The organism is Flavimaricola marinus (genome assembly GCF_900184895.1).
Taxonomy (GTDB): domain Bacteria; phylum Pseudomonadota; class Alphaproteobacteria; order Rhodobacterales; family Rhodobacteraceae; genus Flavimaricola; species Flavimaricola marinus.
In genome coordinates, this window is sequence record NZ_FXZK01000003.1 from 1 (window position 1) to 24,115 (window position 24,115).

Genomic DNA, 24,115 nt, shown 5'->3' on the forward strand with positions numbered 1-24,115 from the left:
GGAGCCATCGCGGAGGCGCCGCCTGCGGCACCGCCGCCGGAGCCGCAGGCGGCTGCGGCGCTGGCTCTGGCTCTGGCTCTGGCTCTGGCTCTGGCTCTGGCTCTGGCTCTGGCGCTGGCTCTGGCTCTGGCTCTGGCTCTGGCTCTGGCTCTGGCTCTGCCTCTGGCTCTGGCTCTGGCTCTGGCTCTGGCTCTGGCTCTGGCTCTGGCTCTGGCTCTGGCTCTGGCTCTGGCGCGACGACCTCGCTCTCGATCGAAGCTAGCTCTTTGTCATCTTCGACTTCTGCCGTTTCCGCGATGACAGCGGGTTTCGCGCCTTCGTATGCAGGCGCATCCTTTGAAGCCGTGGCTGATCCGACGCTATGCGCGATTTCGGCAGCGGAGTCTTCTCCGGCCTTTGAGGTTTCTGCAGGTTGATCCGGGCCTGTCGCATTAAGCGGTTCGGCAGCCTCTTCCGCGAGGGGCGCGGGGTCGAACGGCAACTCAGGCGCATCCGGATCGGGCCGCGCTGTCGAAAGGACGACTTCTTTCGGTTTCGGCCGATTCTCGGCCAGCGGGGCATCTTCCGTTTGCTTTTCTGGCGGAGCAGCGGCGGCTGCGCTTGCCGATGCCGCGGCGGCCCCAGTGGGGGCCTTGTCGGATTTGGCCAGCTTGGCCGGATCGTTGTCGCGCACGAACCGCCGCCCCTTGCCGATCAGTTTCGGGGCATCCTTTGCGAGACCAAAGAGGGGCTCACCGGGAAAGGTCCCGCTTGGAGGCTGCGAAACAAAGGAAATCGGACCGAAATCATGCTCCAGACCGAAGCTTTCGGCCTCGTCCAGTGTTTCGCGGGCAACTGCCGCAACGTGGGTCTGCCCGCCGTAGGATACGAAATCAAAGGCCAAATCGTCGACGGCATAGGGGGTTGCGCCATCCAATGCGGCGCGAACGTCCTCTTCGGATGCGTCGACCTTGTCGATCGTCAGATACTTGACCTGCTCGTTGGGCAGAATCATCTTGCTGTGCATCTCGGCACCGTCTGCAACCGCTTGCGCACGCAGCGCCGCAACATCGGCCGCAAAGTCCTCTGCCTCCAGAGTCACTTCACCGACCGGCTCCCAACGCGACTTGGCGCGGCGCAACAGCCGGAGACCTTCAAACGATAATGACAGCGCGAAATTCGGTTTCATCAGTTGGCTTTAGCATTCCAGTGAACAGGACGAAACACGCCTAGGCGCGCGATCACTTAATTACAGCAGTTTCCCGCCAATGCAAAGAAAGGTGCATTGCACAGAATTGTTGCCTGCGTACCAAGGATCCCGTTGTGAGCGACGTCCCAAGGAGCAATAACAATGTTATCAAAGGAGCTTGTGATGCCCAAATTGTTAAGGCCGATTCTGTTCTGCGCGCTGTTGTTCGCGACGACCGCAACGGCACAGACGTCGGATACGGCCGTAATAACGGTGACAGCTGAAGGTTCGGTTACCGCAGCGCCGGATATGGCTTTCATCAGTGTCGGGGTGGCCGAGCGGCGACCCTCGGCCAATCAGGCACTGGAGGCGATGAGCCTCGGGACCCAGCAAGTGCTCGACCGGTTGACCACCGCCGGCATCGCGTCCGAAGACATGCAAACCGGGCAGTTGTCGCTTCAACCCTACTACGAGTCGTCGAGCCTCGATCGGGAACCGAAGGTGGCCGGATTCGAAGCATACACGACGATCAATGTCAGGGTTCGAGACCTGCCGATTCTCGGGAAAGTGCTGGATGCGGCGGTGCAAGATGGCGCGAATCGCTTGGGTGGCATCCGATTCGACGTATCAGATGCAGAGCCGCTTCTCGATGATGCCCGTCGTGATGCGGTTCGGCGTGCTCAAGCGAAGGCGGAGTTGTTTGTCCAAGCGGCCGGCGTGGAGCTTGGCGCACTGTTGTCCCTCACCGAAGAGGGCGGGCAATTCGGTGGACCCATGGCGATGGAGATGCGGATGATGGACGCCGCGTCCAGCGTGCCGATTGCTGAAGGTGAAATGACGCTGACGGCCACGGTCACGATGATCTACGAAATCGCCCAGTGAACGTAATGTCGGGGGCGGTAGCCCCCGACATGTCCGGTTTGAACCGTGTTAGGCGGTCGCCGCTGCGAGGGCTTGATCGAGATCAGCGATCAGGTCCGCCGCATCCTCGATACCGATAGAAAGCCGCACGACGTTCGGCGCGGCTCCGGCGGCTTCCTGCTGCTCGGGGGTCAATTGGCGATGGGTCGTCGAAGCCGAGTGGATCACGAGGCTGCGGGTATCGCCGAGATTGGCCACATGGCTGAAGATTTTCAGCGCGTTGACCAGCTTAACACAAGCCTCGTAGCCCCCTTTGACCGCAAAGGTGAAGAGACCGCCAGCGCCTTTCGGGCAAATCTTGGCGACGCGATCATGGTAGGGCGAAGAGGGCAGCCCCGCATAGGTGACGAAATCGACCCGTGGATCGTTTTCCAGCCACGTGGCCACCTTTACGGCGTTCTCGACGTGGCGTGCCATGCGCAGCGACAGCGTCTCGATACCCATCAGGGTATAGTGCGCGGCTTGCGGGTTCATCGTCATCCCAAGGTCGCGAAGACCGACGGCAATGCCGTGAAAGGTGAATGCCATCGGGCCGAGAGCCTCATGGAACTTGATGCCGTGATAGGCGGGCTCGGGCGCGCTGAGGGAGGGGAACTTGTCGTTGGCAGACCAATTAAACTTGCCCGAATCGACAATCGCTCCACCGGTGACGGTGCCGTTGCCGGTCAGGTACTTGGTGGTCGAGTGAACGACCAGTGTCGCGCCAAGCTCGATCGGGCGGCACAGGTATGGCGTCGCAGAGGTGTTGTCCACGATCAACGGAATGCCCGCGTCGTCGCTGATGGCCGCAATGGCGGGAATATCGGTGATGTAGCCGCCCGGATTAGCGACGCTTTCACAGAACACCGCCCGAGTGTCGTCGTCGATGGCCGCCTTGACGGCATCCAGATCGTCAAAATCGACAAACTTCGCGGACCAGCCGAATTTGCGGATCGTGTTCGAGAACTGCTGAACAGTCCCGCCGTAGAGTTTGGTCGAGGCAACGACGTTCTTGCCCGGAGCCATCAACGGGAACAGCGCCATGATCTGTGCGGCGTGGCCCGACGAGCAGCAGACCGCCCCCGCGCCGCCCTCAAGGGTGGCAATACGTGTTTGCAGCGCGGCTACTGTGGGGTTCGTCAAGCGGGAGTAGATGTATCCGACTTCCTGCAGGTTGAACAATGCGGCGGCGTGGTCTGCGTCGCGGAATACATATGCGGTGGTCTGGTAGATAGGGACCTGCCGCGCGCCCGTCGCCGGGTCAGGATCGGCGCCGGCATGGACCTGCAGAGTGTCAAAGCCAAGCTTCGGTTCGGTTTCGGTGGACATGGTTTTCTCCCTTGAACAGTGATCGACGTGACGCTAGCTGACGTCGCGTCCTACTACAACGTCGTCCGGTCGAAAGAGGCTGACCAGAATGAAAGAACCATTTGGGCCGATCCGAAGAACACCGTGGACGATGATGTTCTTTGTCGGACCCGCCGTGGCGATGACTGGCGTCATGCTCTGGTTGACGCTCGAAGAGACCGGATCACTTGAAGCGGCCCTTCGATCCGGGGCGACCTTGTCGATCGGGGTCGTCGCCCTGATCTTTGTGATCTGGGGAACGGTAGTGACCAAGCGGCCGATCGTCGTCTTGAGCGAGAAGGGCCTCAGCCTGCCGAACGGCGTGGTGATCGAGTGGGCCGACATCTCCAAGATTGCAACGGGCCAGGACCTCACGATCGTCGTTTCGCAAAACACCGGAGCACGGACAGTGAAACACGAGACTGTCCGTCTGACACATGTGGATGGCGAGGAGACGAAAGTGGTCCTCACCTGGGCCGCCGAAGGGCCGACCGCTGCTGCCGACAGAATAAGGGCGGCGTATGAGTCGCGCGCTGATGAGTCGCGCGCTGAGGCTTAGCGCATCCAAAACTTCTTTTCGCGCAAGACCCTGCGATAGCCTTGCTCCTTGCGTGGCAGGTCGTTTCGATCAAACAGAGCGCGCGCCTTGTGGCCCTGCCCATGGTAGACCATCCGCTTAATCGGGTTGTAATCCTTCAGGATACGCTTGATCCGGTTCGGCGCCGCAACCGCTTCAAGAACCTCGATGGCCCGCTCGTCCTCACGGGCGTAGAGCAATGGGAACATGCGGTAGTGGCAACTCAGATCGCCGTCCAACCCGTCCAGTTCCGGTCCGGGGCGACCGCCGCCTAGGCTGTGGATGACAAGGGGCAGGGCGACCTGATCGAGCCATGGATGGAGCGGCTGCGCAACCATCGGTTCAGGCGGATCAGCCTTGATCCGCGTGGCGTAGTCCGTGAAACGGCTGCCGAATGCATGCGGATCCTGCCCAAGGAACCAGCCAGCATTGAAATAGAGGTAGCGCCGCCAGAACTCATCCGGCTGGGTCAGGTCGAGACTACTTTCGAAATCGAGATCGAACTTGTCATAGAGCGATTTCCAGATGGCTGTGTAGCCGGGCCAATAGAGCTCTTCGACCGGCCAAGTCCCTTCCCGCCGCATCGAGGCACTCGGGCGGTCAAAGCTGCACTTTAGTCGTCCGATATCCCCCGTGATCAGCGTGTCGGAGTCGAAAAAGATGAACGGCTCGTCCGCCGGCAGCGTGGCCAAACCCTCGATCTTGTTGCCATAGGGATAACCCTCACCGAAATGCTTGCTCTGAAAAGGAACAACCTCAGCACCAAGATCATTCAGGGCCGAGACGATGTCTGGACGCATCGTAGGATCGCGCTGCCACAAAGGGCCGCGCTCAGGTTGGGCGACGACCATTTTGCCTGAAAACGTCGGGGAGCATTGTCTCAATGACAGCACAAACAGCAGTGCTTCGTACTGCAGCCGCCCATTGTGGCCCACGATCATGATGTTGAAAGGCTGGCCACCTTTAGGCTTTCGCGCCATTATCTCGCTGTCCGTCAATGATTTTCAGGACAGTATAGATTGAGATGTCAGAGGGCAAAAGCCCAACCGGCATGTGAAAGGAAGAGATATGATTCAACTGTTTATTCCCTTTGTCATCGGGCTTGCCATCGGGATCGAGCCGCCAGAGAAATCCATGCCTATGGCCCAAGCCGGCACAGATGAAATGGTCACGCCAGAGGCGACAGCTGCGCCGCAGGTCACTTTGCCGGGTCAGGCTCTGGCCGATGAATACGCCAACCGTGAGCCGGAGCCGCAAATGGCCACCGGCAAGTTCACGACCGCCATCGAAATCAAGCAAATCATGCTGATGACCAAAGGCAGTTGGGTGGCCATCAACGATAACGACGGTCAGGATATCCTGTACTTCACCCACCTCCTGGCCTGGCGCTGCGGGATGTGGGCAATCCGCTACGGGCTGAACGGCGAGCCCGCCAATACCGAATTGCCGCTCGAAGAATGCCACGAAGATACGACGTCGCCGAATGCAATGACGGATATGGACAACTTTCCGCCCTACGTCTTCCTGCCGCACAACAGCATCGAGTCGGTCTATGTGGAGATCGTCTTCGACGACGGCACCACCGATTTTGCCGTATTTCCGCGGGCATCTGTCTTACTGCCGTAACAAGCCGACGACGCAGGAATGTCGGACGCGAAGGGGGAGGGCGATTGAGCGCTCTCCGGCACGGCGAAGGTCGAGGATAATCGCAACAGATCGGCTTCGATTCAGGACTCTGATACGCCGTGTCTCCGCGGCTGACCGATTCTCGGTCCGAATACCGATCAGTCGGGGCCGACAGCTACGACGGTTCTGATTGGACCCGCGTCGATGGTGGCCCCGACCCGGAATGTCCGCTTGCAAACATGCTATCATTTGGCGGCTAACGCCGGCGATGGGCCGGCTGCGTTCAGTATTCTTGAGCATGCGATCCGCCAAAATCGGTCCGAAGAAAAATTTCTGTCCTGATCGTGCGGTTTTCGCTTGCAGCGCCCGGCGTCTCTTTATAATTCACGCCTCACGATACGGAGTGCGGGCGTAGCTCAGGGGTAGAGCATAACCTTGCCAAGGTTAGGGTCGTGAGTTCGAATCTCATCGCCCGCTCCAATATCCGCCATACCCCGGCGGACATCGATAGGGTCGCCCTCGGGCGACCCTTCGTCGTTTCAGGGCGGCGCTCTCTTGATCCCTTGAAGCCATCAAGTTGTCCATTTCGGTTGCGCTGGCGGTAAGGGCGCATATGCCGACGGCAGTCCGAACTGGCCGCGCGGTGCCAAAGCAGCAAGGAAAGATCGGGTAGGGGCGCCCATCTGGTGCAGTGCAGAGGGCCACGTGGCGCAACACCTCAATAAAAAGCACCGTGGTTCGATTTCAGAACCACGGTGCCATTTGCTTCGGTGCTGGGCTTGCTGAGTTACCAGCTGGCCGAGATATACTGCGTCTCGGTGAATTCCTTGATGCCTTCGTGGCCACCTTCGCGCCCCAACCCGGATTGCTTCGTGCCACCGAAGGGCGCTGCCGGATCCGAGACCAACCCGCGATTCAGGCCGGTCATACCGTAGTCCAACGCTTCGCAGACCTGCAGACCACGCTTGAAATTCTCCGTAAAGACATAAGCGACGAGGCCATATTCCGTATCATTGGCGCGGGCGATGACGTCGTCCTGATCCGTAAAGGTCTGGATCGCCGCCACAGGTCCGAAGATCTCGTCATGCACACAGTTCGCATTTTGCGGCACGTGCGTCAGAACGGTTGGCGGATAAAAGAAGCCTTTTCCATTTGGGCGCTGGCCGCCAAGAACGCATTTCGCGCCCTTCGCAATGGCATCGTCAACGAACTCGGCGACCTTGTCGCGCGTGCTGGCGTTGACGAGCGGACCGACATCGACACCGTCGTCCAGCCCATTGCCCACCTTGAGCGCAGCCATCGCCTCGGTGAATTTCTTGGTGAAGGCTTCTGCGATATCCTCGTGCACATAGAACCGGTTGGCCGCTGTGCAGGCTTCTCCCAGGTTGCGCATCTTGGCTTGCATCGCGCCGGTTACGGCGACATCGAGGTCGGCGTCTTCAAACACGATCAAAGGGGCATTACCGCCCAACTCCATCGCGGGCTTCAGAACCTGATCGGCAGCGGACCGCAGAAGCGTCCGTCCGACGCCGGTCGAGCCTGTGAACGACACCACGCGCACACGCGGATCATGCAGCAAATGATCGACGATGGGCCCGGATTTGCGCGAGGGCAGCACCTGCACGACGCCCGGCGGCACGCCTGCCTCTTCGAGCAGCGGCATCAGCGCCAACATGGTCAGTGGCGTCTCAGACGCCGGCTTGAGGATCACGGGGCAGCCAGCCGCCAGAGCAGGTGCGATCTTACGCGTGGCCATGGCGGCGGGGTAGTTCCACGGTGTGACCAGCACGGCGATGCCCGCCGGCTTGTGCTGCACGATGATCCGCGCACCCGAGGCAGGTGCATGGGTGATCAGCCCGTCGGCGCGGACGGCTTCCTCCGAGAACCAGCGAAAGAACTCGGCGGCGTATGTCGCCTCGCCCATCGCATCGCCTGTAGCCTTGCCGTTCTCCAACGTGATAATGCGGGCAAACTCAGGAAGTCGCGCCGACATCAATTCAAAGGCCTTGCGCAGGATGATCGACCGGTCGCGCGGTGTGCGTTGGGCCCAATCCGCGAAGGCAGCATCAGCCGCATCGAGTGCCACATCCGCATCGGCGATCTCGGCAGAAGCGACAGAGGCCAGAACCTCTTCCGTGGCAGGGTTGATCACGTCAAACCGCTCACCGTCGGCACCGGCTTGCCAGCCGCCGTTGATATAGAGGTCCGTCTGTGGAAAATCGATCTTGTCATTCATGGCGGCGCTCCGCGTCATTAAGGTGCATTTCAAGCGAGGTGGACTAGTGGATCGGCCAATGCCCCAGCGAAATAGGTGAGAACCGCAATCGCAGCGTCATTGGTGAGGTGCTCTGTGCCATAGTCCAAGCCCAAGATGAAGAGACCTCTGCCCTCATCGCGCGCCACAGTCAGAATCGGACCGGAGAAATCGTCGATCAACATCACGCCGGACAGAGCGCTATCCGTGAGATCGCGGAGGATGAGCGTGGCTTCGGCCTCGCTCTCGGTGGGATCGGTGGTGAGTCGGCTCTGGTCCGGATCGATGTAAAGCGTCGGTTGGGCAAATTTCGCTCCCTCCAGCTTTTCCAAGCGGATCACAAGCTCGTCAGTTCGATCCATGGATGCTCTTAGCGCCTGCGCGGCAAATCGGGCAAAGAACACGCCGGGCGGCAGGTCGAGCTTGGCTTGCGACGAGAATTGTTCGCGCAAAGTGGCCAGATTCCTGGCATCGCATACGGCGTCGAGGCGGCCGCGACGCGCTCCGGCGGATGCGGGCGCTATGCTCTGAGCCGCCGTTTCGGTGGCAATGCTTCGCAAGGCAGTCAGGTCTGAAACGTGAAACGGCTGCGAATATCCGGCCTGCACCAAAAGCTCCAGGTCCAGACCTTCTTCCGCGGCGAGCCTGCGGACTTTGGGAGAGGCGAGCACGCGGCCTGAGTGCGTCTTGACGCCGAGAGAATTGCTCGCTTGTGGCGCCTCGGTTTTCGGGGCGGTCGAAGCAGGCTCCGGCGAGGGTGCCGGTTCCGGCCCGGAACGGGATGGCTCCGGCACCGTTTCGTCCCTCTCCCGCGATGCCGCCGCGGAGGCGTCTACATAAATCTTGCCGATCACTTGGCCGACAGGAACCTCGTCTCCTGCTGCCGCGCTGACGCTGCCAAGAAATCCATCCGCCTGCGCCTCGACCTCTTGAACGGCCTTGTCCGTCTCAACCTCGATCAGCGGTTCGCCCTTGACGACTGGATCACCCGGCTCCTTGAGCCATCGGACCAGGACGCCGGTTTCCTGCGCCATCCCCAGCGCGGGCATGATGACCTCATGCGTCATGAAGCATCTCTCCCGCAACCAAACGCGCCGCAAGGGCTGCCACCCGTTCCGGTGTCGGCACGGTCAAATCCTCGAGCGCGGGCGAGAAAGGCACAGGCACGTCCATGGCGCCCATGCGGCACACCGGCGCATCAAGGTGGTAGAAGGCTTTCTCATTCAGACGAGCGGCAATCTCGCCGGTGATCCCATAGCCTTGATGCCCTTCGTCGATGACGATGGCTCGGCTGGTCTTCTTGACGGAGGCCAGAAGGGTCGCCTCATCCAGCGGCACGATGGTGCGGGGATCGATAACCTCGGCGCTGATGCCCTGGCCGGCCAAGATCTCGGCGGCTTTCTCTGCCACCTGCACCATCGACGACGTTCCGATCAGGGTGATGTCGGTGCCCTCTCGCTTGACGTTGGCCTGACCGAAGGGGATCAGATACTCTTCCTCGGGCACCGGGGCCTTGTCCTGATACATCAGCTTGTCTTCAAAGATGACGACCGGATTGTTTTCGCGGATCGCCGTCTTCATCAGCCCCTTTGCCTCGTAGGCGCTGGACGGCATCGCGACCATCAGGCCCGGAATATGCGCAACTAGCGCGTGCAGGGATTGGCTGTGTTGGGCAGCAGAGCGCCGGGTGGCGCCCATATTCGTGCGCAAGACCAAAGGCACGCTGAGCTTGCCGCCTGACATGTAGTGGGTTTTGGCGGCCTGATTGCAGAGCTGGTCCATGACGAGAAAAAGGAAGTCGCCAAACATCAGATCGACGATGGGCCGCATACCGGTCATGGCTGCACCGACGGCGATCCCCATGAAGCCCGGTTCGGCGATCGGTGTATCGACAATGCGGTCGGTGCCAAATTCCTCGACGAGCCCGGAGAGCACCTTGAACGGCGTGCCTGCCTCGGCAACATCCTCGCCGATGACAAAAACGGTCGGATCGCGGCGCATCTCCTCGGCAATGGCTTCGTTGACGGCTTTGGATAGGGTTATCTCACGCATGTCAGCCACCCACCCGCAAAGTTGCGGGGTCGGTCGGGGCATAGACATGCATATCGACCTCGGAGCCGTCGGGATAGGCGGCAGCCAAGGCATAGGCGACAGCATCCTCGGCGTCCTTATACACATCCGCGTCGATCGCCGCCAAATCCTCCGGCGCGACAAGGCCCTGTTCGGTCAGCCAGCGGCCGAAGTTGGTGATTGGATCGCGGTTGCTTTTCCAGTCGGATTCTTCGTCCTTCGTGCGGTAATACTCGCGGTTGATGTCACCCACATGGTGCCCGTGGTAGCGGTAGGTCATCAATTCAATGAAGAACGGACCTTCCCCCTTTCGGGCGCGGGCGATGAGCTTTTGGGACAACTCGTTGACCGCAAGCACGTCCTGACCGTCGACCTGATGAGCTTCGATCCCGAAGGCTTCGGCGCGTGCAACAATAGATCCGGCGGCGATCTCGTCCGTACGGGTATACTCCGAATAGCCATTGTTCTCGCAGGCATAGATCACGGGCAGCTTCCATAGTGCGGCCATGTTCATGACCTCGTACATGAGCCCCTGCGCCGTCGCGCCGTCGCCAAAGAAGCACACGGCCACCTCACCGGAACCGCGGGCCCTCGCACTCATTGCGGCGCCGGTGGCGATCCCCATGGATCCACCCACGATGGCATTCGCTCCCAGATTGCCATTGGACTGGTCGGCGATATGCATCGATCCGCCCTTGCCCCGGCAATAGCCTTCTTCCTTGCCAAGCAATTCGCAAAACATCTGTTTGAACTCCGCGCCTTTCGCCACGCAATGGCCGTGGCCACGATGGGTCGAGGTGATCTTGTCATCTGAGGTAAGAGCCTCGCAGATCCCCACAGCAACGGCTTCTTGGCCGCTATACATATGGGTCAATCCCGGCATCTTCGCGCTCAGGTAAAGCTGGTTTGCCTGATCCTCGAAGGCGCGGATACGAACCATTTGCGTATACATCCGCAGATAGCTTTCGGTGTTTGACGGCTGTGTCATCTGGTGCGACCTGCTCTTTTCTTTGGGTCAAAAATATCCCCGCCGGAGGCTCCGAACCAAGCCTCCGGCGGGCCGTTCTCAGTATCGCGCGGCGATCGGCAACTCTTCGGCGGGGAAAAGGCTGATGACCTCGCAACCGGTGTCGGTGACAACGACTTCCTCTTCGATGCGGGCTGCGGAATAGCCGTCGGAGGCGGGGCAATAGGTCTCGAGGGCAAAGACCATGCCGGTCTCGATCTCCATCGGGTTCTCCATGCTGACCGCGCGGCTGATGATCGGCCGCTCATGCAGCGCAAGGCCAAGGCCGTGGCCGAACTGCAGGCCGAAGGCCGCCAATTCGTTGGGGAAACCAAGGCTTTCCGCGGTGGGCCAAACAGCGGCGACCTTGTCGGTCGTGACCCCCGGTTTGATCAACGCAATTGCCGCATCCAACCACTCTCGCGCCTTCACATAGGCATCCACCTGTGCCGGGGTCGACCGGCCAATGTTGAAGGTCCGGTAGTAGCAGGTCCGATAGCCCTGATAACTTTGCAGGATGTCAAAGAACGCCTGATCGCCGGGGCGGAAATAGCGGTCTGTAAAGTTGTGTGGATGCGGGTTGCAGCGCTCGCCCGCGATTGCGTTGATCGCCTCTACGTCGTCAGAGCCCATCTCGTAGAGCATCTTGTTGGCCATCGCCACAATGTCGTTCTCACGAATGCCCGGCTTCAGCTCCTCCCAAATCATGTGATAGACCCCGTCGACCATGCTGGCCGCTTGAGTCAGCAGATGGATCTCGTCGACATTCTTGATTTCGCGCGCGCCCAGCATGATTTGCTGGCCGTCCACCACCTTCACACCCGCTTCCTGCAAGGCAAAGAACATGGCAGTTTCGGCGTAGTCGACGCCCACGGGCATGTCCGCCACGCCCGCCTTCTTCAGCAACCCATAGATCTCTTCGGCGTAGAGCTTCATCAGGCCAAAACTGGGAGGGATCGTGCCGCGCATACCGACTACGCCGGCGCGCATCCGCTCCGGGTCGAGCCAGTCGCAATACTCGCGGTGGTGGACGGCGGCAGAGCCGAAATCCCAGACATAGGGCTCCTCGTCACCGGCCAGCAGCGCAAACCGGCACATCTTGTCGCGCTCCCACTCGCCGATCTTGGTGCCAGAGATGTATCGGATATTGTTCACGTCAAAGGTCAGCAAAGCGCCACAGCCGCTCTTCTTGAGCGCGTCCTTGGTGCGGCTCAGACGATATCGCCGGAGCCTGTCGTGATCGACGCGGCGTTCAAAATCCACCGCCGTATGTCCCAGTGCGGGCAGATGCCTGTCCCAGCGCCAGTTCGGATCGATATCGCCGGGTTGCAGGATCCGGGGGTTCAGGGCGTTGGTGAGGGTCATGTCTGCATTCCTTTTTGAGACCGGTCTTTTTTGGGTTTGGCATTTGGATCGAGCAAAGGCTCTTTCCTGTCAGGGCGTTAGGATGTCCGCCAGCCAGTCCGCGACTTGCGGCCGGTAGGCATAGGGGCGGTTGTTGGCGACGTGGCCGCCATCCTCGACCATGTTCAGCACGACGGGCCCGCTGACGGCGTCGGCCAGGGCTTCGGCATGGGCCGGCGGGATGACACGGTCCAGCCTGCCGCCGACGACGTATGTGGGGCAGGTGATCTGGTCGGCGACGTCGCGTAGAGACATCCGCGCGGCAACCGCACGAGCGCCGGCGTCGTCGGACGCGCCAGAGCGTGCAACGAAGGCAGCCCGTGTCAGGCCGGGTGCGCGGTCGAAGGCTTCGGCAAAATCGAAGGGGCCGGTCAGGCTGACGCAGGCCTTTATCCGCGGCTCAAAGGCCGCAGCGCGCGGGGCATAGTACCCGCCAAGACTGACACCCCAAACCGCCGCACGGTCTGCGTTCAGATCGGGCCGGGTTTCGAGCCAATCCATCACTGCAGAAACCGGTCGTTCATAGGCAGGCTCGATCGGCAGTTCGAACTCGGCTTCGCCTTGACCCGGACCATCGAACGCCAGCGTGGCCAGACCGCGATCCAGAAACACCTGCTCGTTGGTGTGCATCTCTTCCTTGGTGCTATCCAGCCCCATCACCATGACGACAACGGGGGGGCGCTCTACGCCGTTGGGCCGACGAAGATTGCCGAACAGAGTGTGCGTCTCGAAAGGTATCGACACCCGTTCGCCGGGGGGATCCAGATAGGGCAGGGCGCGTGACCGGCAGGCCACGGCCTTGAGGTGCGCAGCCCGCAACTGATCCTTGTCATGCACGAACAGGAACTTGGCGAAATGGTAGCAGACTCCCGCTGTGGTCAGATGTTCGGCAGCACTCCGGACATGGCCGTCGGCCATAGCGGCATCGCCCATCGCCTCGTGGCGGGCAGCACGCTCCGACCAAGCGGCGCACCATTGGTCCCAGTGGTCCAATCCGCCTGTCACATCCTGAAAGTCGGCCAAAGGCACGCCATTGGTCACAAACCGATGTGACCAGTGAGCGCTGGCAGACGCGATGCGAGGATCCTTGGTGTCGGTCATTCTGTTTCCCAAGTGAGGAGGCGCCGCAGGATGCGGCACCTCCGGTCGCAATCACATGTTGGCGGCTTTCCATTCCGCGACTTCGGCCTCGATTTCGGCGCCGTCGAAGTCATTGGCGCCGTCGATGTAGGCACGGTTCAGCACCTCGGACGGGTCGATCGGCTCGTCGATCATGCCGACTGCCGCCATTTCGGCTATGACACCGGTCCAGATATCGGTGCGCAGGTCGCCGAAGACCTCACCGTCCGGGCGGTGCAGGTCTTGGGCAGCAGTCAGGAAGATCGTCCCAAGCTCTTCGTTGATCCAGTTTTCGGGATCAGCCTCCATCGCCATGGCGCGGGTGGCATCAAGATCGACCAAGCCAGCATATCCCGATTTTGCCCAAGCGCGCAGGAAGCCTTGGATCACTTCGTCACGGTCACCGCCCACGGCGTCGGCGCGAACCGCAAAGTTGTTGGCTGGAGATTCAGACATTTCCGGTGGCAACAGGTTCTTTGTCGTGATGCCCTGCGAGGTGATCGCGACAAAATCGGAAATCGCGCCGACAAGCCCGGACACTTGCCCGGTGGAGAGCGAGTTGGCCAAAAGCGGCGCACTTTCACCAAGCACCGCGATCGTAACGTCGTCTTCGCTCAGGCCGGCGTGGCCGAGAGCCGCGAGGAGCAGCCCTCTGTCGCTCTCGCCCACGATCCCGATGGTTGTGCCGCCAAGATCGCTGAGCGACGTTGCGGGATTGTCCTCGAGAACAAAGATGCCCTCAACGGCGCCGTGCATCACTTCGTAGACCACGTCGAAGTCGAAGCCGCGCACGCTGGCAATGACAACCTCGGAGGGGTCAAGCGAAGCCATATCCACCTGACCATTCTCAAGGAAAGCCGTGGCTGGCAGATCGCCGCCATCCACGAGAGTGACAGAGACACCCTCTTCGGCGAAATAGCCCAAGGCTTCGCCGACGATCAGCGGATACCAGGCGGTGTGACGTGGAAGCGGGGTCAGAACTGTGATTTCCGTCAGGTCTTGGGCCGTCGCGGGCAGCGCGCTGGCCATGACCGCGGTGATAGCGCCAAAAGTCGCGTATTTCATAAGTTATCCTCCCAGATAATGGTCGTTAGACCGGTTCCTTCACTGCCTGAACGGACCGATCTCGCGAGAGGAGGTCGGCATATCGCGTTCGCAGCCGGCGCGATATCTTGGCCAAGAGGGCGTCGTGCTTCCAGAACACGACATGGCGATCAACAAGGCTTGCAGCGCCATAGAGGGTGAGGCCCATCACGGTGAGCATGATCAAACAGGCGAAGGCCTGCGGCAGCAGCAATTGAAAGCTGAACCGCTGGATCAGAACACCGATGCCAACACTTGCGGAGACAAACTCGCCGACGATGGCGCCGATCAGCGCAAGGCTGATCCCGGTCTTGTAACCTGCCATGATGACAGGCATGGCGCCGGGCAATTGCAGGTGGCGAAAGACCTGCCAGCGGCTGGCCCGCAAGGAGGCAAACATCTCCATCCGGTCTTCGTCGACCTGCATCAAGCCGGTCAAGGTGTTGATGAATATCGGGAAAAAGCAAATGATGGCGGCAATGGCGATCTTGGGCTCCATCCCAAATCCGAGCCACGCCACGATGATCGGGGCCACCGCGATGCGGGGCGTGACCTGTAAAGCCACCATATACGGCGACACAAGCCGGCGAAACGTCGGTTGCATTGCGCTGAACACGGCGATCACGGTCCCGAATGCGGCGCCAAAACCGAAACCGATCAGCACTTCGGTCAGTGTGACGAAGAAATCATCCCAGATCAGCTTACGGACGATGGCGAGATCCCACCACGCCACGACCACGTCGAAAGGGGAAGGCAGGATGAGGGCCGAGACCCACTGAAACTGAACCGATGCCTCCCAGATAGCGATGAACACCGCAAACACGATCAGGTGCTGAACCCACGACGGCATGCCCTTCGGTTTTTCCATCGGCACGTCGGAAATCGATGGTTCGGTCATATGAAGCCCCCCAGTGTGTCGCGGATATTGAATGCGGTGTCCGTGAATTCGCGGCTTTTCATCTGTTCGATGGTGCGGGGCCGGGGGAGGGCCACTTCGACTTCGGCGGCAATCCGGCCGGGCCGGGGCGTCATCACGAAGACCCTGTCCGCAAGAAAGACGGCTTCCTGAATGTTGTGCGTGACAAACATGATCGTGGCGCCGATCTGCGATTGAATGCGCATCAGTTCGAGGTTGAGGCGCTCGCGCGTGAACTCGTCCAGCGCACCAAAGGGCTCGTCCAAGAGCAGCAGCTCCGCCCCGGAATTGAGAAGCCGCGCCAGTGCCACCCGCTGCTGCATGCCGCCTGACAACTGCCGGGGAAAGGCCACTTCAAACCCGCGCAGCCCGACCAGATGGAGCAAATCCACGGCCCGTTCCCTGTCCGCCTTGGTAACGGACCCCGCCAGCGTGTTTGGCAAAAGGACATTGTCGAGCACGGATTTCCAATCGAGCAGGGTGGCCTTCTGAAACATCATTCCGATTTCAGGCCGCGGCCCGACCATCGGTGAACCAAGCACGTTGACCCGGCCGGATGTCGGCTTCAGCAATCCTGCGACGATCCTGAGCAAAGTTGATTTGCCACAGCCGGAAGGGCCAATCAGGGAAATGAACTCGCCCTTCTTGATACCGAACGTCGCCTCATGCAGTGCGGTTACCGGGCCGGGGAACTCCATTCCCACCGTATGCCCCGTCACGATGCTCGCACCCTCGCGAGAGGCGCCATTCAGGTCATGTATCTTGGCTTGCGCGGTCATTTCGTCGTCCTTTAGTCAGGATATGAGAACGCGTCCGATCCAGTCGGCCACAAGTGGTCGGTAGAGAAATGGCAAGTTGTTGCAGACGTGATTGCCGTTCGGATAGAGCTGCAACTCGGCTTTCGGCCCGGCCCAGTCGACTTGCGCCTGAGCCTGTTCGGGAGGAAAGATCCGGTCGAGGCCGCCATGAATGACGAGAGCAGGGATATCGCGCGGGGACGTCCCGGACAGTGTGAACCCACCAGCGATATCCCGGGCTTGCTCGGCACTGTCGGCGCCGAGCGTGTAGAGCATATTGTCGCGGTAGACCGGTGGAAAAGCGTCCCACATCTGGCCCAGATCGAAGAACCCGTTGATCGAGACAGCGCAGCCGATCTGATCGATTTGCGCAGCCGCACGAAGCGCGAGCTGCCCGCCAAAGGCCATCCCGACAAGTGCAACGGGACCGGGAAGTGTCACATGATCGAGGATCGCCTGAACGGCAGGTGCAAACTCGTTGCGGAGCGGCCCATGGGCGCGGCCCTCGCCCTGGCCGGGCCCGTCAAACGAAATGGTGGCAATGCCGCGTTTGTGGAAATGCGCTTCAAGCGACGGAAACTCTTCCTTCGTGGAATCCGATCCGGGGATCAGAACGGCCGTGATGCCGCTGCTGTCCGCGGGCACTCGGTGATAGGCAGATAGATGCCCACCTTCGAACGGCACTTTCAGTGGCGTCGCCGGGGGCGCCAGCAATGGCGCGGCCTTGGCGTAAAGCGCCAGTTTCTGCTCAGCTGCCGCAGCCTTTTGCGTCAAATCGTCAAAGAACATGAACTGGGCAAAGTGATAGAGAAGGGATGCACGCGAATAGGCCTCGCCCGCGGTGACAAGGTATCCGGCCTCGAAGGCTGCGTCGCCGTGACCTGCCTGGCTGGCCCCTTCTTCAGACCATGCGGCGCACCAGTTGTCCCATGTTCCGGCGCGTTCCATGATGGACTTGGAAAGGCTCGATGGAATTCCGGCGACCTCCATCCTTGGCAGCCAATGGCCGGCAACTTCGGTCAGTCGATTCTCAGCCATATCGCCTCCAACTAGGTCGCCGCATCAGCGCGGACTTTCGCCAAATGTGGGTATTTCTCAGTGAGCAACGCGCCGTGGTAATATGCGGGCTTGAACGCAGGGGTTGCGCGGATGTTGTCGAGCCACTTGCCGATCTGCGGATGGCGGTCCCACAGGTAACCCAGATTGATGTCGTCCATTCGGACGATCACGGGCATCACCGCGATGTCGGCAAGCGTGATGTCGGGCCCCAACAGCCACGGCCCACCACCTTGATCCAGCCACAGATCCATTCGTTCGATGCCGCGGCTGAGACGTCCCAAAGCTTCGGACATATCGGCGTCTGAAAATCCGGTTTTGCCCATGCGCATCAGGAATTCGCGGCGCAACGGCTTGCTGTCGCACAGGGCCTGGAATTCCGCATCCGACATCGCCTGAAAGTGCGGCAAGAATGCCAGATTATACGATGGCGTCCGGATCGCGGGCGTGGGCACCTCGTCGATGAAGCGCATCATTGCTCGCATGCGAGCAGCTTCGATCGGCGCGGTGGGGCGCAGTGGCGCGATATCCGGAGCGATGTCCTCAAGATACTCGAGGATCACCGCGCTATCGAGCACCGGTCGGCCGTCGTCCAGCAATGCCGGAACGACGCCGTTGGGATTGATCGCAAGGTATTCCGGGCGAAGCTGGTCGCCCGAAAACAGATCCAACTTGTGCTCTTCGAACGCCATCCCCTTGGCGTGCAACGTGTATCGGACGCGTTGGCTACAGGTGGATTGCGGGGCATTATAGAGCACTAATCGGGTCATATCGTCATTCCGCCGCTTGCGCGGGAACTTCCAGCCCGGTCGGGTAGGGCGTTTCCTCACTCTTTAGCTCCAGGCCCGAATGGATCGCGACCGTCTCGAGCATCGTCGTGAAATCGAGCGCCAGATATGCGTCCGTATCTTCCTTTAGCGTCGCCATGCCGAAATGCGCCTGCAGAGCCTCGCGGGTGGTTGCCGTAACTGGCATCGGAACGCCAAGGCCGCGCCCGGCACTCAACCCGAGATCAAGGTCTTTGCGGAGCAGTTCCGGCGTGAAGGTCGTGGTGTAGTCCAGATTGATCAGGGCGTTGCTCTTGTAGCGCGTAAAGATCGAGCCCATGACCGAATTGTTCATGAAATCAAGGAACGCCGCGCGAGGGACGCCTGCCTTTTCGGCCAACACGACGATCTCGATCAGGTTCTGGATAACCACTCCGAGGTGCACGTTGTGGGCGATCTTGCAGAAGCGAGCCAGCTCGCCTTCGCCGACGTAAGACACGCCTGCGCCGGCAATCGCATTGATCATCGGCTCTACTTTGTCGAATGTCGCCTTGGGGCCAGAACATACCGACGAAAGCTTGCCGGATTTTACACATTTGCCGTTGCCGCTGACCGGAGAGGCGATGAACTCGGCGCCACGCTCCGCCAAGCGGGCGCGCATGTCGACGGATTGCTCAACCGCGATCGAGGAACAGTCGACGAAGATGGCCGGGGTCTTTTCACCGGACAAAACACCGTTTTCGCCAAAGTAGACCTGCTCCAGATCCTTGCCCGTCGATACCATCGTGAACAGAACATCCACCCCCGCCAGATCAGCGGGGCTGTCGACGAGCGTCGCGCCCTTGGCTTCCAAAGGCTCCGCTTTGGATCGGGTGCGGTTCCAGACGTGGACATCATATCCGGCTTTGACCAGTCGCTCGGCCATGGGAAACCCCATCCGGCCCATGCCGATCCACCCAAGGGTCAGTTTTGTCATTGTGGGTCCTTCCATCTCGGTCTGCGTCACATGGTGTAAATCGCCGGAAAGCTATCAGCTTGGGAATCAATCTGCGCAATCGGTTGCATAATTGATAAGTGGCTATTTGCTGCCGGTCAAGCGCCTCTGCAATCGTTTGCGCGGCAATATTGCCGCAGCCGTCGGTTCAAGTCTCGTAATCCTAATGCCAGGACTGTCGCGCCGGGGCATGGCTAAACGAAGGCAAGCAACGCCTTGCCAGGGCGTGGTTGAGCTACTGGTCGCCATTTGCTGCGGGCACTCAATCTGCAACCTCGCGCAGCGTGTGCCGATACAGGGCGTGTCCATGATATGGGGGGCCGTTCAGCGGGGGACCGACCCGTAAGGCCGTCGAGGTGCACCGACCTTGATCAAGTCCAATCGGTCAAAGTGGCAAGCAGCAGCACCTTTCCGCCGTGTCGCTATTTGCAATCGATTGCGTTTCGACTATGCGGTTCAGCTGAAACGACCCTGTGCGGCGTTGAATGCTTGGCCACGAGGACGGCATTAAGTAGTATTGTTGGTGAACTGTATGGAAGACGCATGAAAAAGCAGACCCCGACCCTCAGAGACATTGCTCGGGAAACCGGAGTCCACGTCTCGACCGTCTCCCGCGCGTTGAATCCAGTGACCGGCACATCGATCACCGACGATGTGGTAAAGCGGATCAAGGAAGCTGCAGATCGTCTCGGTTACCGCCCGAACCGGCTGGCTGTCGGGCTCCGGACAAACCGCACAATGACCGTCGGTCTCATGATCCCCGATATCACCAACACCATCTTTCCACCCATCCTGCGCGGCGTCGAAAGCGTGTTGGAGCCGCTGGGGTATGCGGTGATCATTGTGAACACCGACAGTATGGCGGCCCGTGAGCATCAGTTGGTCGACGTCCTGCGCGAGCGCGGGGTCGATGGCATCATCCATGCCGCCGTTTTGCGAGACGACCCCAAGATCATCGAAGTCGTCCGGGGTGGCACTCCGGTCGTTACGGTCAACCGGCGGATCGAAGGGGAGGGCATTCCATCCGTCGTAAACGACGACGCGCTGGGTGTTCGGCTTGTGCTAGGCCATCTCTATGACGAGGGACACCGCCGCATCGCCCACGTTGCTGGACCTGCAAACCTCTCGACCGGTCAGTTCCGGCGCAAGGCCTTCAAGTCGGCGGCGACCGAAATGGGATTGAAACTCCCGGCGAAGGCCATTCAACAGGCCAAGAGATTTGACGAAGCAGAAGGGCGGCGCTGTACCGAGGCGCTGTTGGACAGTTGGAACCCGACAGCCATTCTTTGCGCCAATGACAGGCTCGCACTTGGTGCGCTCGAAGTGCTCGAAGAGCGTGGCATCGAGTGTCCGGGTGAGATTTCGGTGACCGGCTTCAACGACATGCCCTTTCTGGATCGCATTCGGCCCGGTCTGACAACCGTTCGGATCGAGCAATTCGGAGTGGGCCAGGAGAGTGCGCGGCTTCTGGTGCGGATGATGACGGAGCCAGAGACCACCGCCCCGTCGGAAACCATTCTACCCGTGCGCTTGATCAAGCGGGGGAGCGTTGCCCCCCCGCCGGCCGAATAGGGCGTTCAATCCCAATTCAGGATTCGCGGCAAGCGGCCCTTTCGGGCGAGCGAGCCGACGATCCCGTGTGGAAAGAACATCAGGCACACGGCCATGATGACGCCTGTGCCCAGAATGTTGAGCTCCGATGCGCCCATCGTCGCCACGAAAAATTCGTTGAACGCGGTCAACAAAATCGCCCCGATGACAGGCCCCGCAATCGTCCCCTTGCCGCCAAGGATGCACATCAACACCATGTAGGCCGCGATCAGGATCACAAGAAAGATAGATGGCCGGATATAGGTCAGATACTCGCCCCAGACGGCGCCGACCATTCCCACAAAGAAGGCCGACAGAGCGAACGCGGTAACCTTGTAGAACCGTGTATCGATCCCTGCGGCTTCCGCCTTGATTTCATCCTTGGACAAGGCTCGCAGGCCCAGGCCGAACTTCGAATGCTTGATCTTGTAAGAGCACCAGACGGTAAAGGCCGCGATGAACAACATGGCATAGTAGTAGGGTAGCTTCGCCCACTGAACGGACAGTTCGGTCGGCGGCAGGGTGACGCCATTGGCACCGCCCACAAATTTCCAGTGATCGAACAGCAGACGCGCGATCATCACCAGCGCGATGGACGAGATGATGAACGACGGCCCGCGGACCCGCAGCGTGATGAGGCCGATCACATAGCCAAACAGCGCCGCGACAAGACCAGCCAGAGGGGCCAGCGCGATGCCGGACCAGCCGTATCGCGCCACCAACATGCCCGCGAAATATCCGCCGATACAGAAGAACACGTTGTGACCCAGTGAGATGTAACCGGCAAAGCCGCCCAGAATATTCCAGCTCGATGCCAAGGCGACGTAGGAGGCCGTGAGAAGGACCATGTGCAGCAGGTAGTTGTAGTTTCCGGTAAACTGCAGGAGGGGCAGGGCTATCAGCAGGATCATTATTGTGATCGGAAACCACGTCGCACGGGTTTGATCCGCCTTGATCCGGAGGGTTTCGTTGTAGGCTTTGCGTGCCTCTAGGACAGCACCGGTTTCTTGCATGGCATCAGACATCTAGACCAACTCCGGCTTTTCGCCGAACAGGCCCTGGGGCCGGAACAGCAAGACGAGAAACAGGGCGAGGAAGAACGTCATGGTCGACCATGTCGAGCCGATCCAAGTGCCCACGAAGGCGGCGACGATCGACAGCGAGAACGCTGCCACGACCGTGCCCAGAATTGATCCCATGCCGCCCATCACGACGAGCGACATCAGGACCGCCACCCACTCCCAGTGCTTGGCCGGGAAGAAGCTGAAGACGAAGGAGGTGAGTGCGCCGGCGGCCCCGGCAAGTCCGATCCCGATGGCAAAGGACATCAAGCCCACCATGTTGACGTTGACGCCCAAAAGGGCCGCCGCCTCACGGTTCTGAGTGGTGGCGCGGATGGCGTATCCAAGCCGCGAGAACTTGAGAAACGCGGCCAACAACCCGATGATCACGATCGAGGTGATCCCCGCGTAAAGCTGCCCTTTCGGGATGAACACGTTGCCGATGAAGAACGCGTCGGTCGCATAGCTTGGCGACGTGACGCGCTGGGTATTAGAGAAGGCCGCGCCGAGAGCGCCTTCGACAATCATCGCAATGGCGAATGTCAGCAGCACCGTCATTTCGGAATAGGTGGCGCTCTTGGCGTCGCGCTCAAAGAATACCTTGTAAAACAGCACACCCGTCGCGGCCAGCACCAAGGCGCAAACCGGTAGCATGATCAACGGATCGATGCCGTATATCCGAAACCCCCAGTATGCGAGGTAAGCGCCGCCGATGATCAGCGAGGGATGCGCCAGATTGACGATCCGCATGACCCCAAAAACAAGGCTGAGCCCGGCGCCCATCAGCGCGAATACCCCGCCCAGCCCAATGCCCAGCACGGCGACCTGAATGATCTGCTCCATGACGTTCCCTTTAGCTCAGGCGACCTTTTGGCCACCCAGATACAGTTCTTGAATACGTGGATCTGCCAGCACTTCGGCAGACGGCCCTTCAAACAAGGTGCGACCCAAATCGAGGACCACGCCCCAATCGGCATGCCTCAGCCCCATGACGGCGTTCTGTTCGACAAGCAGCACCGTCACCCCGGTGTCCGCAATCAGCCGGACAATCTGAAACATCTCGCGCACGATCTTGGGGGCCAGTCCCAAGGACGGCTCGTCGAACATGACGACATCGGGGCGCAGGATCAGCGTTCGGGCCATAGCCAGCGTCTGCTGCTGGCCGCCCGACATCGTTCCAGCATGTTGATCGGCGCGCTCTCTCAGGATCGGGAACCGGTCGAAAATCTCGTCGATGCGCGATGACAAAGCCTTGTCGTCGTTGAGGATATAGCCGCCCATCCGCAGATTTTCGCGAACGGTCATCTTGGGAAACAAAGCCCGTTCCTGCGGGACAAAGGCGATGCCCCGGCGCAGCATCTGATCCGGGCGCAGACCCGCGATGTTCTCGCCCTTAAACGTGATCTCGCCCTTGCGGAGCGGCAACATCCCGGCAATCGCCTTCATCATGGTCGATTTGCCCGCGCCGTTGGGGCCGATGATGCAGTGCACCTTGCCTTCCTGCACGGTCATCTTGGCATCGTCGAGGATTGCCGGCCCGTCGCCGTAGCCTGCCGTGATCCCCTTGATCGTCAGAAAGTCACTCACGCTGCATCCTCCGGCATTCCAAGATAGGCCTCAAGAACGGCAGGATCGTTGCGGACGACGTCGGGCGTTCCCTCGCAGATCACGGTGCCCTGGGCCATGACGACAACCTTGTGCGACAAGCGCATCACCAGATCCATGTTGTGCTCGACGATCAGCACGGTCAGGCCGCGCTCGTTCAGGCGACGGATGTGGGTCATGATTTCTTCCAGCAGAGACATGTTCACGCCTCCAGCCGGCTCATCCAGCAGGATGATCTTGGGGTCCGACATCAGCAACGCGCCGAAATCCATCAGTTTCTTCTGTCCGTAGGACAGGTTCGATCCGTCTTCGTAGGCAATTCTCGTGATGCCGAGGAAATCCAGTATTTCCATGGCTTTGTCTTTTTCTTCCGGCGAGATCGCGGGGCGGAAGAGGCCACGAAATCCGTCCACTTTTGCCTGGACGATCATGTTCTCCAACACAGTCATCTCAGACAGATTTCGGCTGATCTGAAACGTGCGGCTCAGGCCCATCATGGTGATCTTGTTGGGGCGCAACTGATCGATGCGCTTGCCGTCCAGCCAAACCTCGCCGGATGTGGGTTGAACCGTGCGGCTGATACAGTTGAAAGCGGTGGTCTTGCCGGCACCATTGGGGCCAATAAGTGCAGTGATCGTGCCTTGATCTACCTTGAAACTGCAATCATCGACTGCGCGAATACCGCCGAAGTATTTGCACAGGTTTTTGACTTCAAGCATCTTCCAGACCTTCCGGAGTTTGGACGCGGGGCATTTGGAACGGTGCCGGCCACCAC

22 protein-coding genes, 1 tRNA gene and 1 pseudogene are annotated in these 24,115 nt (G+C 60.2%); 5 read left to right on the forward strand and 19 right to left on the reverse strand.

Going from position 1 to position 24,115, the window contains the following annotated elements; translation table 11 throughout:
* Positions 1-1,168, reverse strand: a pseudogene (locus LOM8899_RS23385) (hypothetical protein); the annotation flags it as partial.
* Positions 1,169-1,351: 183 nt separating this feature from the next.
* Here LOM8899_RS23385 and LOM8899_RS08950 point away from each other — a divergent pair.
* On the forward strand, positions 1,352-2,050 hold the full coding sequence (locus LOM8899_RS08950; protein WP_168770509.1) for an SIMPL domain-containing protein: 699 nt from the start codon (positions 1,352-1,354) through the stop codon (positions 2,048-2,050).
* A 48-nt stretch (positions 2,051-2,098) separates the two neighbouring features.
* Here LOM8899_RS08950 and LOM8899_RS08955 read toward each other — a convergent pair whose 3' ends face one another.
* A complete protein-coding gene (locus LOM8899_RS08955) occupies positions 2,099-3,397 on the reverse strand; it encodes an O-acetylhomoserine aminocarboxypropyltransferase/cysteine synthase family protein (protein ID WP_093991888.1) in 1,299 nt (432 codons plus the stop codon).
* Positions 3,398-3,485: 88 nt separating this feature from the next.
* Here LOM8899_RS08955 and LOM8899_RS08960 point away from each other — a divergent pair, with 88 nt between their 5' ends.
* Complete coding sequence (locus tag LOM8899_RS08960; RefSeq protein ID WP_133065000.1) at positions 3,486-3,974, forward strand: hypothetical protein; 489 nt, start codon at positions 3,486-3,488, stop codon at positions 3,972-3,974.
* Here LOM8899_RS08960 and LOM8899_RS08965 read toward each other — a convergent pair.
* The gene (locus LOM8899_RS08965; RefSeq protein ID WP_093991890.1) at positions 3,971-4,972 is read right to left on the reverse strand and encodes a GT-B fold glycosyltransferase domain-containing protein; all 1,002 of its coding nucleotides are present in this window, start codon (positions 4,970-4,972) and stop codon (positions 3,971-3,973) included. The genes LOM8899_RS08960 and LOM8899_RS08965 overlap by 4 nt on opposite strands.
* An 88-nt stretch (positions 4,973-5,060) precedes the next feature.
* On the opposite strand from LOM8899_RS08965, the gene LOM8899_RS08970 reads away from it, so the two are divergent.
* On the forward strand, positions 5,061-5,618 hold the full coding sequence (locus tag LOM8899_RS08970; RefSeq protein WP_093991891.1) for a hypothetical protein: 558 nt from the start codon (positions 5,061-5,063) through the stop codon (positions 5,616-5,618).
* 405 nt (positions 5,619-6,023) lie between these two features.
* Positions 6,024-6,098, forward strand: a tRNA-Gly gene (locus LOM8899_RS08975).
* 307 nt (positions 6,099-6,405) lie between these two features.
* Here the strand turns inward: LOM8899_RS08975 and LOM8899_RS08980 are convergent.
* The 12 genes from LOM8899_RS08980 to LOM8899_RS09035 all read right to left on the reverse strand — a co-directional run bounded on the left by LOM8899_RS08980 (position 6,406) and on the right by LOM8899_RS09035 (position 19,081).
* Positions 6,406-7,854, reverse strand: coding sequence for an NAD-dependent succinate-semialdehyde dehydrogenase (locus tag LOM8899_RS08980; RefSeq protein WP_093992256.1), 1,449 nt, complete (start codon positions 7,852-7,854; stop codon positions 6,406-6,408).
* 29 nt (positions 7,855-7,883) lie between these two features.
* Positions 7,884-8,939 carry a biotin/lipoyl-containing protein gene (locus LOM8899_RS08985; protein ID WP_093991892.1) on the reverse strand — a complete coding sequence of 352 codons (1,056 nt, stop codon included), beginning with the start codon at positions 8,937-8,939 and terminating at the stop codon, positions 7,884-7,886.
* Complete coding sequence (locus tag LOM8899_RS08990; protein ID WP_093991893.1) at positions 8,929-9,924, reverse strand: alpha-ketoacid dehydrogenase subunit beta; 996 nt, start codon at positions 9,922-9,924, stop codon at positions 8,929-8,931. Before LOM8899_RS08990 ends, LOM8899_RS08985 begins: the two co-directional genes overlap by 11 nt.
* A 1-nt stretch (position 9,925) precedes the next feature.
* Positions 9,926-10,930, reverse strand: coding sequence for a thiamine pyrophosphate-dependent dehydrogenase E1 component subunit alpha (locus LOM8899_RS08995; protein WP_093991894.1), 1,005 nt, complete (start codon positions 10,928-10,930; stop codon positions 9,926-9,928).
* Between the two features lie 78 nt (positions 10,931-11,008).
* Entirely contained in the window at positions 11,009-12,313 is a 1,305-nt protein-coding gene (locus tag LOM8899_RS09000; RefSeq protein WP_093991895.1) for a M24 family metallopeptidase, read from the reverse strand.
* Between the two features lie 69 nt (positions 12,314-12,382).
* Complete coding sequence (locus LOM8899_RS09005) at positions 12,383-13,453, reverse strand: alpha/beta hydrolase family protein (protein WP_093991896.1); 1,071 nt, start codon at positions 13,451-13,453, stop codon at positions 12,383-12,385.
* A 51-nt stretch (positions 13,454-13,504) separates the two neighbouring features.
* Complete coding sequence (locus LOM8899_RS09010) at positions 13,505-14,536, reverse strand: ABC transporter substrate-binding protein (protein WP_093991897.1); 1,032 nt, start codon at positions 14,534-14,536, stop codon at positions 13,505-13,507.
* Positions 14,537-14,561: 25 nt separating this feature from the next.
* Entirely contained in the window at positions 14,562-15,452 is an 891-nt protein-coding gene (locus tag LOM8899_RS09015) for an ABC transporter permease (RefSeq protein ID WP_093991898.1), read from the reverse strand.
* A complete protein-coding gene (locus tag LOM8899_RS09020; RefSeq protein WP_168770510.1) occupies positions 15,449-16,249 on the reverse strand; it encodes an ABC transporter ATP-binding protein in 801 nt (266 codons plus the stop codon). The genes LOM8899_RS09015 and LOM8899_RS09020 overlap by 4 nt, the downstream gene beginning before the upstream one ends.
* A 15-nt stretch (positions 16,250-16,264) precedes the next feature.
* Entirely contained in the window at positions 16,265-17,305 is a 1,041-nt protein-coding gene (locus LOM8899_RS09025) for an alpha/beta hydrolase family protein (RefSeq protein WP_093991899.1), read from the reverse strand.
* 11 nt (positions 17,306-17,316) lie between these two features.
* A complete protein-coding gene (locus LOM8899_RS09030) occupies positions 17,317-18,093 on the reverse strand; it encodes a glutathione S-transferase family protein (protein ID WP_093991900.1) in 777 nt (258 codons plus the stop codon).
* Positions 18,094-18,097: 4 nt separating this feature from the next.
* Complete coding sequence (locus LOM8899_RS09035; protein ID WP_093992258.1) at positions 18,098-19,081, reverse strand: NAD(P)-dependent oxidoreductase; 984 nt, start codon at positions 19,079-19,081, stop codon at positions 18,098-18,100.
* Between the two features lie 546 nt (positions 19,082-19,627).
* Here LOM8899_RS09035 and LOM8899_RS09040 point away from each other — a divergent pair.
* Positions 19,628-20,656 (forward strand): LacI family DNA-binding transcriptional regulator, encoded by a 1,029-nt coding sequence (locus LOM8899_RS09040; RefSeq protein ID WP_093991901.1) that lies wholly within the window; start codon positions 19,628-19,630, stop codon positions 20,654-20,656.
* A 5-nt stretch (positions 20,657-20,661) separates the two neighbouring features.
* Here the strand turns inward: LOM8899_RS09040 and LOM8899_RS09045 are convergent, their stop codons facing one another.
* Genes LOM8899_RS09045 through LOM8899_RS09060 form a run of 4 tightly spaced genes read right to left on the reverse strand, consistent with a single transcriptional unit; the run spans position 20,662 to position 24,059 of the window.
* Positions 20,662-21,699 (reverse strand): branched-chain amino acid ABC transporter permease, encoded by a 1,038-nt coding sequence (locus tag LOM8899_RS09045; RefSeq protein ID WP_093991902.1) that lies wholly within the window; start codon positions 21,697-21,699, stop codon positions 20,662-20,664.
* Complete coding sequence (locus tag LOM8899_RS09050; protein WP_093991903.1) at positions 21,700-22,578, reverse strand: branched-chain amino acid ABC transporter permease; 879 nt, start codon at positions 22,576-22,578, stop codon at positions 21,700-21,702.
* A 15-nt stretch (positions 22,579-22,593) separates the two neighbouring features.
* Positions 22,594-23,322 carry an ABC transporter ATP-binding protein gene (locus LOM8899_RS09055; protein ID WP_093991904.1) on the reverse strand — a complete coding sequence of 243 codons (729 nt, stop codon included), beginning with the start codon at positions 23,320-23,322 and terminating at the stop codon, positions 22,594-22,596.
* The gene (locus LOM8899_RS09060) at positions 23,319-24,059 is read right to left on the reverse strand and encodes an ABC transporter ATP-binding protein (RefSeq protein WP_093991905.1); all 741 of its coding nucleotides are present in this window, start codon (positions 24,057-24,059) and stop codon (positions 23,319-23,321) included. Before LOM8899_RS09060 ends, LOM8899_RS09055 begins: the two co-directional genes overlap by 4 nt.
* Positions 24,060-24,115 lie beyond the last annotated feature (56 nt).

Excerpts from the sequence above, each read along its gene's own strand:
- LOM8899_RS09045 (WP_093991902.1), bottom strand. The coding sequence starts at position 21,699 with ATGTCTGATGCCATGCAAGAAACCGGTGCTGTCCTAGAGGCACGCAAA.
- LOM8899_RS09040 (WP_093991901.1), top strand. The coding sequence starts at position 19,628 with ATGAAAAAGCAGACCCCGACCCTCAGAGACATTGCTCGGGAAACCGGA.
- LOM8899_RS09000 (WP_093991895.1), bottom strand. The coding sequence starts at position 12,313 with ATGACCCTCACCAACGCCCTGAACCCCCGGATCCTGCAACCCGGCGAT.
- LOM8899_RS09030 (WP_093991900.1), bottom strand. The coding sequence starts at position 18,093 with ATGACCCGATTAGTGCTCTATAATGCCCCGCAATCCACCTGTAGCCAA.
- LOM8899_RS08980 (WP_093992256.1), bottom strand. The coding sequence starts at position 7,854 with ATGAATGACAAGATCGATTTTCCACAGACGGACCTCTATATCAACGGC.
- LOM8899_RS09060 (WP_093991905.1), bottom strand. The coding sequence starts at position 24,059 with ATGCTTGAAGTCAAAAACCTGTGCAAATACTTCGGCGGTATTCGCGCA.
- LOM8899_RS09005 (WP_093991896.1), bottom strand. The coding sequence starts at position 13,453 with ATGACCGACACCAAGGATCCTCGCATCGCGTCTGCCAGCGCTCACTGG.
- LOM8899_RS09010 (WP_093991897.1), bottom strand. The coding sequence starts at position 14,536 with ATGAAATACGCGACTTTTGGCGCTATCACCGCGGTCATGGCCAGCGCG.
- LOM8899_RS08995 (WP_093991894.1), bottom strand. The coding sequence starts at position 10,930 with ATGACACAGCCGTCAAACACCGAAAGCTATCTGCGGATGTATACGCAA.
- LOM8899_RS09025 (WP_093991899.1), bottom strand. The coding sequence starts at position 17,305 with ATGGCTGAGAATCGACTGACCGAAGTTGCCGGCCATTGGCTGCCAAGG.
- LOM8899_RS08955 (WP_093991888.1), bottom strand. The coding sequence starts at position 3,397 with ATGTCCACCGAAACCGAACCGAAGCTTGGCTTTGACACTCTGCAGGTC.
- LOM8899_RS09020 (WP_168770510.1), bottom strand. The coding sequence starts at position 16,249 with ATGACCGCGCAAGCCAAGATACATGACCTGAATGGCGCCTCTCGCGAG.
- LOM8899_RS08990 (WP_093991893.1), bottom strand. The coding sequence starts at position 9,924 with ATGCGTGAGATAACCCTATCCAAAGCCGTCAACGAAGCCATTGCCGAG.
- LOM8899_RS09035 (WP_093992258.1), bottom strand. The coding sequence starts at position 19,081 with ATGGAAGGACCCACAATGACAAAACTGACCCTTGGGTGGATCGGCATG.
- LOM8899_RS08960 (WP_133065000.1), top strand. The coding sequence starts at position 3,486 with ATGAAAGAACCATTTGGGCCGATCCGAAGAACACCGTGGACGATGATG.
- LOM8899_RS08950 (WP_168770509.1), top strand. The coding sequence starts at position 1,352 with ATGCCCAAATTGTTAAGGCCGATTCTGTTCTGCGCGCTGTTGTTCGCG.
- LOM8899_RS09015 (WP_093991898.1), bottom strand. The coding sequence starts at position 15,452 with ATGACCGAACCATCGATTTCCGACGTGCCGATGGAAAAACCGAAGGGC.
- LOM8899_RS08985 (WP_093991892.1), bottom strand. The coding sequence starts at position 8,939 with ATGACGCATGAGGTCATCATGCCCGCGCTGGGGATGGCGCAGGAAACC.
- LOM8899_RS09050 (WP_093991903.1), bottom strand. The coding sequence starts at position 22,578 with ATGGAGCAGATCATTCAGGTCGCCGTGCTGGGCATTGGGCTGGGCGGG.
- LOM8899_RS08965 (WP_093991890.1), bottom strand. The coding sequence starts at position 4,972 with ATGGCGCGAAAGCCTAAAGGTGGCCAGCCTTTCAACATCATGATCGTG.
- LOM8899_RS08970 (WP_093991891.1), top strand. The coding sequence starts at position 5,061 with ATGATTCAACTGTTTATTCCCTTTGTCATCGGGCTTGCCATCGGGATC.